This window comes from Agrobacterium sp. CG160-95 (assembly GCF_053521725.1).
Map to the genome: position 1 here is coordinate 344,830 of NZ_JBNWDU010000001.1, position 10,225 is coordinate 355,054.

At 57.5% G+C, this 10,225-nt stretch carries 7 protein-coding genes; 3 read left to right on the forward strand and 4 right to left on the reverse strand.

Annotation, left to right across the window (positions count from 1 at the left end; genetic code table 11):
* Nucleotides 1-90: 90 nt before the first annotated feature.
* Both ACQZ63_RS01750 and ACQZ63_RS01755 read left to right on the forward strand, forming a co-directional pair.
* The gene (locus ACQZ63_RS01750; protein ID WP_162686628.1) at nt 91-1,137 is read left to right on the forward strand and encodes a GGDEF domain-containing protein; all 1,047 of its coding nucleotides are present in this window, start codon (nt 91-93) and stop codon (nt 1,135-1,137) included.
* A gap of 70 nt (nt 1,138-1,207) precedes the next feature.
* The gene (locus ACQZ63_RS01755) at nt 1,208-3,091 is read left to right on the forward strand and encodes an ABC-F family ATP-binding cassette domain-containing protein (RefSeq protein ID WP_111783171.1); all 1,884 of its coding nucleotides are present in this window, start codon (nt 1,208-1,210) and stop codon (nt 3,089-3,091) included.
* Between the two features lie 25 nt (nt 3,092-3,116).
* On the opposite strand, the gene ACQZ63_RS01760 is transcribed toward ACQZ63_RS01755, so the two are convergent.
* A complete protein-coding gene (locus tag ACQZ63_RS01760; protein ID WP_112154981.1) occupies nt 3,117-5,054 on the reverse strand; it encodes an EAL domain-containing protein in 1,938 nt (645 codons plus the stop codon).
* A gap of 748 nt (nt 5,055-5,802) precedes the next feature.
* On the opposite strand from ACQZ63_RS01760, the gene ACQZ63_RS01765 reads away from it, so the two are divergent.
* Entirely contained in the window at nt 5,803-6,729 is a 927-nt protein-coding gene (locus ACQZ63_RS01765) for a Gfo/Idh/MocA family protein (protein WP_003512408.1), read from the forward strand.
* Between the two features lie 42 nt (nt 6,730-6,771).
* Here the strand turns inward: ACQZ63_RS01765 and ACQZ63_RS01770 are convergent, their stop codons facing one another.
* The 3 genes from ACQZ63_RS01770 to ACQZ63_RS01780 form a co-directional block, all read right to left on the reverse strand.
* Nucleotides 6,772-7,800 carry a sensor domain-containing diguanylate cyclase gene (locus ACQZ63_RS01770; protein ID WP_003512406.1) on the reverse strand — a complete coding sequence of 343 codons (1,029 nt, stop codon included), beginning with the start codon at nt 7,798-7,800 and terminating at the stop codon, nt 6,772-6,774.
* A 157-nt stretch (nt 7,801-7,957) separates the two neighbouring features.
* Nucleotides 7,958-8,407, reverse strand: a complete 450-nt coding sequence (locus ACQZ63_RS01775; protein WP_003512404.1) for a DNA polymerase III subunit chi — start codon at nt 8,405-8,407, stop codon at nt 7,958-7,960.
* 25 nt (nt 8,408-8,432) lie between these two features.
* A complete protein-coding gene (locus tag ACQZ63_RS01780; protein ID WP_113555891.1) occupies nt 8,433-9,926 on the reverse strand; it encodes a leucyl aminopeptidase in 1,494 nt (497 codons plus the stop codon).
* Nucleotides 9,927-10,225: the final 299 nt, after the last annotated feature.

Consider the following 10,225-nt stretch of genomic DNA (forward strand, 5'->3'; position numbering starts at 1 on the left):
CCTATTTTAAACCGTTGCTTGTAAGAATAATCGTGTTCAACAATCGGTTATCACCGGTGCATTCATAATTTATTGGTATTGGGGCTGTCAGTGACGTCAACGGCGGGCGATAAAAAACGCGAGAAGGCAAGGAACGGTCTCGTCTTTACAAAAATTGCTCAGTTCATCGACAAGATGAATATTGCACCGCTGCCGCGAAACTACGAACTGATCTACGAAATATTGTCGGGGCATAACCCGGCGATGGGACGCGATATTCTCGCCCTTGGCAACGCGCCGCAACAGCATGAAATCGATATTGTCGGCCAGAGACACAATCTGCCGGGTTTTTCGAAGATCGAGGCCGAGCAGATGGCAGCGACGGCCTTCGAGACGCTGAAGCAGATTTCCGCGCGGCTGGAAGCCGGCCTGCAACGCACCGAAACATTTATTGCCAGTCTTTCCGGGCAAGATCACTCCGAGCTGCCTGCAACGGAGCGGCTTGCGCAATTGATGGGCGATATTCACGAGGAACAAACGAGTCTCCGGCATTTCGTTTCCATGGGGCTGATGAAAATCCGCGAGGTTGAGAAAAGCCGGACCGATCTTCAGGCGAATTCCCTGCGTGATGCCTTGACGGCGCTTCCCAACCGGGCGGCTTTCCTCGAGAAGCTCGGCGACCTGTTTTCGGGCGCTCAGGGGGCATCAGCCACATCGCTTGTGCTGCTCAACATCGACCATTTCCGCGAAATCAACGGCAAATACGGCCCCACCGCCGGCAACAAGGCGCTGCGCCGGCTGGCAGCGCTTTTCCGCAAGACGATCAAGAAGGACGATTTCGTAGCCCGCATCGGCGGAAACGAGTTCGCTTTTCTGTTCGCCGACGTCTCGCAAAATACAGCTGAAGCAATTGCAGAGCGGTTGCGGCAGAACGTCGAGGCGCTGCGTTTCGTCACCAGTGAGGGCGACGGCGAGCATCTGACCGTCTCGATCGGCGTTGCGGCAGTGGACTGCACCGCGACATCAGCCGAATTTTTCAGCCATGCCGAGCTCGCCCTGCTGTCCGCACGCTGCGGCACGCGCAATTGCGTCATAGGCTACTCCCGGGACGTGGCTCAACGCAGCCGCAGCAGCTATCTGGCGCAGCTCGGCTGTTGAAGCTGCATATCTGATCTGGTGTGGCGCGCGCGCTCTTGCCTTGGCCACGCAGTTCGGCCAAAACGGCGCCATGATTACGATTACCGATCTCTCCGCCCGCATCGCCGGGCGCCTGCTTCTCGACCACGCCAGCGTGACGCTTCCGGCTGGCGTGAAGGTGGGCCTCGTTGGCCGCAACGGCGCCGGCAAATCCACTCTTTTCCGGGTCATCACCGGTGACTTTTCAGCGGAAAGCGGTTCGGTAACGATCCCGAAACTCGCGCGCATCGGCCAGGTTGCGCAGGAAGCGCCGGGAACGGAAGAATCGCTGATTTCCATCGTGCTTTCCGCCGACAAGGAGCGCAGCGCGCTGCTGGCCGAGGCGGAAACCGCAACAGACCCGCACCGGATCGCGGAAATTCAGGTGCGGTTGGTCGATATCGACGCGCATTCGGCCGAAGCCCGTGCCTCCAGCATTCTTGCCGGTCTTGGCTTCGATCACGAGGCGCAGCTTCGCCCCGCCTCTTCGTTCTCCGGCGGCTGGCGTATGCGCGTGGCGCTCGCGTCCGTGCTGTTTGCCGAACCCGACCTCCTGCTGCTCGACGAGCCGACCAACTATCTCGACCTTGAAGGCACGCTCTGGCTGGAAGACTATATCCGGCGTTATCCGCATACCGTCATCATCATCAGCCACGACCGCGATCTGCTGAACAATGCCGTCAATTCCATCGTGCATCTGGACCAGAAGAAACTGACCTTCTATCGCGGCGGATATGACCAGTTCGAGCGCCAGAAAGCCGAAGCAGACGAATTGCAGATGAAGGCGAAGGTGAAAAACGAGGCCGCGCGCAAACATCTGCAAAGCTTCATCGACCGTTTTCGCGCCAAGGCCACTAAGGCGCGCCAGGCGCAGAGCCGTATCAAGGCGCTGGAGCGCATGGGCACCGTCGCCGCCGTGATCGAGGATCACGTCCAGCCGATCACGTTCCCGGAGCCGGAAAAGCAGCCCGCCTCACCCATCGTCGCCATCAATGGCGGTGCCGTGGGTTACGAGCCGGGCAAATCCATTCTGAAGCAGCTCAATCTCCGCATCGATAATGACGACCGCATCGCGCTGCTCGGTTCCAACGGCAACGGCAAATCGACCTTTGCGAAATTCATCTCCGGTCGGCTTGCGCCGCAAGCGGGCGATCTTCGCATCGCCCCGGGCCTGAAGATCGGCTTCTTTGCGCAGCATCAGCTGGACGATCTCGTGCCGGACCAGACACCGGTCGAACACGTGCGCAAGCTGATGCCGCTGGCGTCTGAAGCGCAGGTGCGGGCGCGGGTTGCGCAGATGGGACTTGCGACGGAGAAGATGGCGACGGCGGCGAAAGACCTTTCCGGCGGTGAAAAGGCCCGGCTGCTGATGGGACTTGCGGCCTTCCATGCGCCAAATCTGCTCATCCTCGACGAACCGACCAACCATCTCGACATCGACAGTCGCCGGGCGCTTATCGAGGCGCTGAACGACTATAACGGCGCAGTCATCCTCATCTCGCACGATCGGCATCTCATCGAGGCAACTGTCGACCGCCTGTGGCTGGTGGCCGACGGCACGGTGAAGACCTTTGAAGGCGACATGGAGGAATATCGCGACCTCGTCGTATCTTCCGGAAAAAAGAAGGAAGAGAAGACAGAAGCCACCGCCGACCAGACATCGAAAGCCGACCAGCGCAAGGCCAACGCCGAAAAACGTGCCCAGCTTGCGCCGCTGAAGAAAAAGATCAATGAAATCGAATCTTTGACGGCGAAGCTTGAGAAAGTGATTCAGTCGCTCGACAAGGAACTGGCGGACCCTGCTTTGTACGAAAAGGCACCTGCCAAGGCCGCGCAGAAAGTCAAAGAGCGTGGCGAAGCCGCGAGCAAGCTTTCGGACGCCGAGGAGCAGTGGCTGATGCTTTCGAGCGAATATGAGGATGCGATGACGCAGTGATGCGTCATAAAGCTGGTGCGAAAATCTAAGCGCATTCCCTGCGAGGCTGCAGCCGCTCGAGCGGCACGGCGGGCGAATAAAGATACCCCTGACCGAAACGGATTCCCATCTGCATGAGCAGCCTGCTCTGCTCTTCCGTTTCGATACCTTCCGTCACCAGCGTGGCGCCGTAACGTTCGGCGCTTTCGAAGGCGAGCGCGATGGCCTCCCGGAACCGCGACTGTTCAAGCCGGGACGTCATCCAGTGATCGATCTTGACCTCCTCGAAGGGGAACCGCGCAAGCAGGGTGAGTGCCGCATAACCGGTGCCAAAATCATCGAGCGCCAGCCGCACGCCCGCTTCGCTCAATCTGTCGAAATTCTGCTGAACGATGTCGATGGCCGGTATCCTGCTCATCTCCGTCACTTCGATCGACAGACGGTGCGCCGGGACCCCCATCTCGTTCAAAAAGGCCACAACCCGCCCTCCGAAGCCCGCAGTGGCAAAAGACGATGCGGAAATGTTCACCGCCAAATGAAAGTCCGGGTCGAGGCCCCGCAGGTCGATGAGATCGCGGACGACGGCTTCGATCGTCGACCATTCAAACTCCACCAGCAGCCGGTGACGCTCGGCAATCTCCAGCACATAATAGGGCGAAAGCGGCTGTCCGCACGCATCCACCGCCCGTAAAAGAGCCTCCGCGCCAATCATGCGGCGATTGTGCATTTCGAATTTCGGCTGATAAAATATCGGCGGCTTGCCGGATCTGATCCAGTTGACCAGCATCTGGCGCACCCCCTCGTCCCGCGTGGCCTTATCGGCGAAGGAGAAGGGGAATATCTGCACCGGATTTTCGCTTCCTCGCAGCGCAAGACTAAGCTGCCGGAGGAAGGAAGCCACGTTCTGCCGGGAAAGCTTATCCAGATTAGCGGCACCGATTTTCAGATGCGGCACCGGTTCTGGATCCGCAGACCGTGAAAATGTACTTAACCCGTCGTGGAGACGCATTATCAGCCTTGTGCTTTCCGACTTCTCGAGCGAAATCCCCGACATGACGACTGCAAGCGTGGTATCGCCGAACATGAAGCTGCGCGGTGCATTGGAACTCGACAGCAGACCGTTGTCATCGTTGCAGATTTCCTGTGCCAGCCTCGGCCAGAAAAGATCGCCCCAATCCTCGCCCTGGCAGGCGGCGACATCGGCCATATTGACGATTTCTATGAGAAGGAGAGCGTGCGGAACGGCCGGCTCCTGCCGCATCACGACTTCGATATGGTCTTTGAGGGCGCGCCTGTTGGGCAGGCCCGTCAACGAATCCGTCCGCGCCGCAGCATCGCGTTTCCTTGCCTCTTCACGCGCCCGCGCCTCGCTGCGCAGCAACAGAAACAGACAGGCGATCATCGGCAACCCGACCAACGAGCCGAAGATGCGCCGTCCGACGTTACTGAGAAAAACGTCCTGATTTATCATGCTGAGACTGTAGGTCACGCAAACAGCGAACAACGCCGCGAAAATCCTGACCGCGAATACGCCGAAGACCTCGCGGACGCCGAGTTCAGTGAGACTGCGCCGGCGCATCCAGCCATACATTGCCATCCCGAAAGCCGAGATAATGCTCATATCCAGAAAAGCGGCCCCAAAGAGTGCCGGACCACCAAACAAAAATCGCCCTGCGGAGACGAGTGCCAGGCTTATCAAGCCGCCTTGCCAGGACCCCAACACGCCAGCCAGGAACAGCAGGTCAGAGCGGATATAGGGCTTGGAAGGCAGCTTGATGAACTCGGATACCAGTAGCGTCAGCAAGAAACCGGTAACCCCGAAGATGATGCCGTAGTAGATTTTATAACGAGCGTCATCGAGAGCGATGTTTCGCTGCAGAAGGATCAGCACCGACACCATGCCGACAAGGGCCGCAGCCTGGAGCAGCAGGAACGGCAACTCGGCGGCTGACGCGGCCGCCTGGGCGGCGATCAATTCCATCATCTCTGCATGTCCCCCGGTCATTACTATTCTTTTGCCGTGGTTCCGGCGTTTGACCTTCACAAATCCCGCGTTTACGCAGGAAAATCAGTACATATAGCCAATCGCTCCACACGACCTCTCGCTCCACCGCGGGCTGCCCTCGGCGAAATCGCCGGACAGGTGCCAACAGCAAGCGACTGACAAGACACGAGTTCGAGTACCTCCTCACCGCCGGCGTCGCACAATGCCGAGCAGGAAAATCAAGAAACGAAGCGAAGCGCCAACCAACAACCGAACGAGAAAACCATCGAGACAGTCTAACGAACGAATTTTACGTCGAAACTAAAGAACTTAGCGTAGATAAATATGCAAGAATTACGCTGTATGTATTTATTTGACAATAGCCTCGTTTAAATACTTAAAAAATCCATATAAATATGTATTTTAAATTCTGACTATAATACACTTAATAATGAAATTGGAATTGATTTACATATAAAATATACATTAATATTTCGGAACTTAACTTCGAGTTCGAATTTTAAAAGCATTAAGTTATAAAAATCAATACTTTTAAATTTGAAACAATATTTTCACATTTCAAATATTAGGCAACATAAAATATGCATACCGATTTTTGCCATGCCGTTACGCACCGAAAAAAGACGGGACCTGCAAGGACGATCGCCTTGCTCCTTTGATCGTTTATGTTAAAAAAACTCGTAAAGTCACACTTTATCCCACGCATCATACAAATGGGTCCCACTTCATGTCAGCCACCAAGCTTGCCATCGTCGGCGTCGGCAAAATCGTTCGCGACCAGCACCTCCCCGCCATCGCAGGCAATCCGGATTTTGAATTGATCTGCACGGCCAGCCGCCACGGTACCGTGGATGGCGTCGCTTCTTACGGCACCATCGAGACCATGCTGGAGGCCGTCGAGGATATCGAGGCCGTATCGCTCTGCATGCCGCCGCAGTACCGTTACGAGGCTGCATATGCGGCGCTGAATGCCGGCAAGCACGTTTTCCTCGAAAAGCCGCCGGGCGCAACGCTTTCGGAAGTTCAGGATCTCGTTCGCCTTGCGGATTCGAAGGGTCTTTCGCTATTTGCAAGCTGGCACTCGCGTTATGCGCCGGGCGTTGAAGCTGCAAAGGCGTTTCTCGCCTCGACAAAAATCGACAGCGTGCATGTCATCTGGAAAGAAGATGTGCGCCACTGGCACCCCAACCAGGCATGGATCTGGCAGGCGGGCGGTCTCGGTGTGTTCGATCCCGGCATCAATGCGCTGTCGATCATCACCCACATCCTGCCCCGCGCGCTGTTCCTGACCAAGGCAACGCTTGAGTTCCCGGAAAACCGCGACGCGCCCATCGCTGCCGAGCTGCATTTTTCCGACGTTACGAAAATGCCCGTGCGCGCCGAGTTCGACTGGCGCCAGACCGGCAAGCAGAGCTGGGATATCGTTGCCGAAACGGCGGCCGGGCAGATGGTGCTTTCGGAAGGCGGCGCGAAGCTCTCCATCAATGGCGAGCAGGCGGTGTCGGAACCTGAGCGGGAATATCCGGCGCTCTACGAGCGTTTTGCGGAAATCATCAAGGCCGGACGCTCTGATGTCGATCTTGCGCCGTTGACTCATGTGGCCGATGCCTTCCTGCTCGGCCGCCACAAATTCGTGGATTCCTTCTACGACTGAGGAGCCGAAAGGCTTTTGGAAGCCTTCCGGAAGACAGGTGCATCAAAGGGCGCGGCTGACGAAACGGTCGCGCCCTGACTTTTTTGCCTGATACAGTGCCTCGTCAACGCTGCGCAAAAGCGTGGCGCGGTCAGCACCGGCCTGAGGGGCGATGGCGCCGCCAATGCTGAGACGCGCACCGACCGCCTGCCCGTCAACATCAAAGGGTTCACGGAAGGCTGCCAGAAGCCTGTCTGCCAGTCCGTTCATCACCTCAGACCTGCTGGGACGGGGTATGAAAATGGCGAATTCGTCGCCCCCCATGCGCACCACCGTGTCTTCGCTGCGGATCGAATTGCGAATGCGGTCGGCGGCAGCGGTCAGTACCCGGTCACCCGCCGGGTGACCGAACGTGTCATTGATCGCCTTGAAACCGTCCAGATCGAGATAGAGCACGCCGAAGGCCTCGTTCTCACGCAGAGCCGCGCCAAGCTGGCCATCGACAATCGCCTCCAGCGCCTTGCGATTGTAAAAGCCGGTCAACGGATCAGTCATCACCGCATCCCGCAATTCACGCTCCGCCAGACTCATTGTGAAATTGGCCTTCTGTAGACGCAGGAGTGCGGCCGCCAGCAGCGCAAAGTGCTTCAGATTGTCAATTTCGCTTTGAGAGAATTTTCTCGGCACCGTATCGACAAGGCAAAAGGCGCCGACCACAAGACCCGGTTCCAACTCGATCGGCGCGCCAGCATAGGAGCGCAATCCGGGACCGCCTTTCACATAGGACATGAAGCGGAAATCCGGATGCTGGGTCAGATCGGAAATGACCACGACATCCTGCCTGGCAATTACTCGGTTGCAGATCGACAGATCGCGCGGGCATTCCGAAAGTTGCATTCCCGCCTGTTCGGCAATATGGAGCCAGTCCTCATCGACGATATGGACGGCCGCACGCGGGACGTCAAAGACGCCCTGCCCCAATCGAGACAGCACTTCCAGTTCCGGCATCTCGGCATTCTTGACGGACATGATTGACCGCACCGCGACCAGACGCTCTATTTCCCCGTCGGGCCGTGAAATCGCCTGTCCCATGATGATGTCCTTCTGCTGTTTCGTCTGTGGCAGCCGCCACCGTCCGTCACCTGTCGGCCGGATCAGACAGCTATGTCTGATTCGGCTCATAATGCGAAAACCGGCAGGCTGCGCCACATGCGAATTTTTGCCAGTCTTTTTGTGTGGGAAACTGTGATCAGGCCTTCTTCTGCCAGCGGCCTTCCGGCGACTGCTGCCAATAGGTCAGCGCATGACCTTCGGTCTTCAGCCTTTTCCAGTGGTTCCGCGCCATTTCCAGCTGGTAGGCATCATATCCGTCGAACATGAACACTATCCGCTCATAGCCCTCCACCGCCGGCGGTTCGGCACCGTCGACGAGAAACCGCACACTCGCCTCGTTACCGTTCGCATTCGACGCCGTCAAAAGAATCGGCTGGTTTTGCGGCGCGGCGGAGCTATCCGTTGCGTGCGGCAGAAAACTGTCGTCACGAAAGGTCCACAGATGCGTGTCGAGGAAATCGCGGCGCTCCTCGTCCACCGTCTGGATCGCGACCTTCCAGCCGCGTTCCAGCGATTTTTCGAGCAAGGGCGGCAATGCATCCTCCAGCTTCGATTCCGTCAGATGGTAGAACAGGATTTCAGTCATCTGCGGACTTGCAGCTCCGGTCGCATCAATCTTCGTAATGGGCGCGAACGAGTTCGTTCAGCAACCGCACACCATAGCCGGATCCCCAGGACTGGTTGATCTCGGTCATCGGCGAACCCATGGCGGTGCCGGCGATATCGAGATGCGCCCAGGGTGTTTCGCCCACGAAACGCTTGAGGAACTGAGCGGCGGTGACAGAGCCCGCCAGACGGCCGGAGCTGTTCTTCATGTCGGCGAATTTGGAATCAATAATCTTGTCGTAATCCTTGCCCAGCGGCATGCGCCACAGCTTTTCCGCAGTAACATCGCCCGCCTGCGAAAGACGTTCAGCCAACTCGTCATCATTCGAGAAAAGGCCAGCCTGAAGATTGCCGAGTGCAACCGTGATCGCTCCCGTCAAGGTGGCGAGGTTGATCATGAATTTCGGGTTGAAACGCTCCTTGGTGTACCAGAGCGCATCGGCGAGAACCAGCCGGCCTTCGGCGTCGGTATTGATGATCTCAATGGTCTGGCCGGACATGGAGGTGACGATATCGCCGGGACGCTGGGCGTTACCATCAGGCATGTTCTCCACCAGACCGATAACGCCGATCACATTGGCTTTCGCCTTGCGGGCCGCGAGCGTGTGCATGAGGCCGGTCACGGCGGCAGCGCCACCCATGTCGCCCTTCATGTCTTCCATGTTAAGGCCGGGCTTCAGCGAGATACCGCCGGTATCGAACACAACGCCCTTGCCGACGAAGGCGATAGGCTCATCCTTCTTGGAGCCGCCGTTCCACTGCATGACCGCAAGCCGGGGCGGACGCGCCGAACCCTGCGCCACACCGAGAAGCGCGTTCATGCCAAGCTTCTTCAGCTCCTTCTCGCCGAGAATTTCGACCTCGACACCGAGCTTCTTTAACTCTTCCGCCTTTTCAGCGAACTCGACAGGACCGAGAACATTCGGCGGCAGGTTGACGAGATCACGCGCCAGGACAACGCCGCCCGCGACGGCCTCCGACACGGCAAAGGCCTTTTCCGCCTCCTGATGGACTGCCGTCACGATGACGATTTCTACTTTCTTCGGCGACTTCTCATCATCGGATTTCTTCTTGGTCTTATAGGCATCGAAGCTATAGGCACGCAGCAGCAGGCCAAGCGCAAAATCCGCAGCCGCCTGCGCACCGACATCGACGCCCGGGGCATCTAGATAGACGGCAACCTTGTCCGCCTTCCTGAAATTGGCGGCAGCGGTGCCGCCGGCACGCAACCAGTCATGGGTGACAAGTTTCGCCGGCTTGCCGAGGCCAATGACGAGAAGCCGGTCGGCGCCCGAACCCTGCGGCGCAATCACGTCGAGTGTCGTCATGGACTTTGCGGAAAAGCCCGAAATCTTTGCCGCCCGTTCAAGCACGCCACCCGGATCGGCTTCCGATGCGCCGGCAGCTGCCTGCGCCTCACCCGAGGCTTGCAGCACAACGGCAAGGGTATTTTCAAGCGAGGCGGAATTGGCGAAAGAAATATCGAATTTGGCGGACATGTTTTCCTGCTCTTAGTGGATAACTTGCGTGTGCGCCCGATCATGGCCTTTTCGGCCCCCGGCGCAACCCTGCATTTTTAAAGGCTCACATTCTTTAAAGGCCGACATTCGCTAAAGGAAAGGCATTTTTGTGGAATGGCCGAACGCGTCATGAAACCGACAGCTTGTTCCACAAAAAGACACAGGCGGTGGAAAAATCATCGTGCAAAACATTTTTGTGAGCGTGCCGGAATAGCCAATTGCAAACGATGCGATTAGATAGGCGGAAATCCGGCGAGCGATCGCGCAGAAAAACAATG

Excerpts from the sequence above, each read along its gene's own strand:
- ACQZ63_RS01755 (WP_111783171.1), top strand. The coding sequence starts at position 1,208 with ATGATTACGATTACCGATCTCTCCGCCCGCATCGCCGGGCGCCTGCTT.
- ACQZ63_RS01760 (WP_112154981.1), bottom strand. The coding sequence starts at position 5,054 with ATGATGGAATTGATCGCCGCCCAGGCGGCCGCGTCAGCCGCCGAGTTG.
- ACQZ63_RS01765 (WP_003512408.1), top strand. The coding sequence starts at position 5,803 with ATGTCAGCCACCAAGCTTGCCATCGTCGGCGTCGGCAAAATCGTTCGC.
- ACQZ63_RS01770 (WP_003512406.1), bottom strand. The coding sequence starts at position 7,800 with ATGGGACAGGCGATTTCACGGCCCGACGGGGAAATAGAGCGTCTGGTC.
- ACQZ63_RS01775 (WP_003512404.1), bottom strand. The coding sequence starts at position 8,407 with ATGACTGAAATCCTGTTCTACCATCTGACGGAATCGAAGCTGGAGGAT.
- ACQZ63_RS01780 (WP_113555891.1), bottom strand. The coding sequence starts at position 9,926 with ATGTCCGCCAAATTCGATATTTCTTTCGCCAATTCCGCCTCGCTTGAA.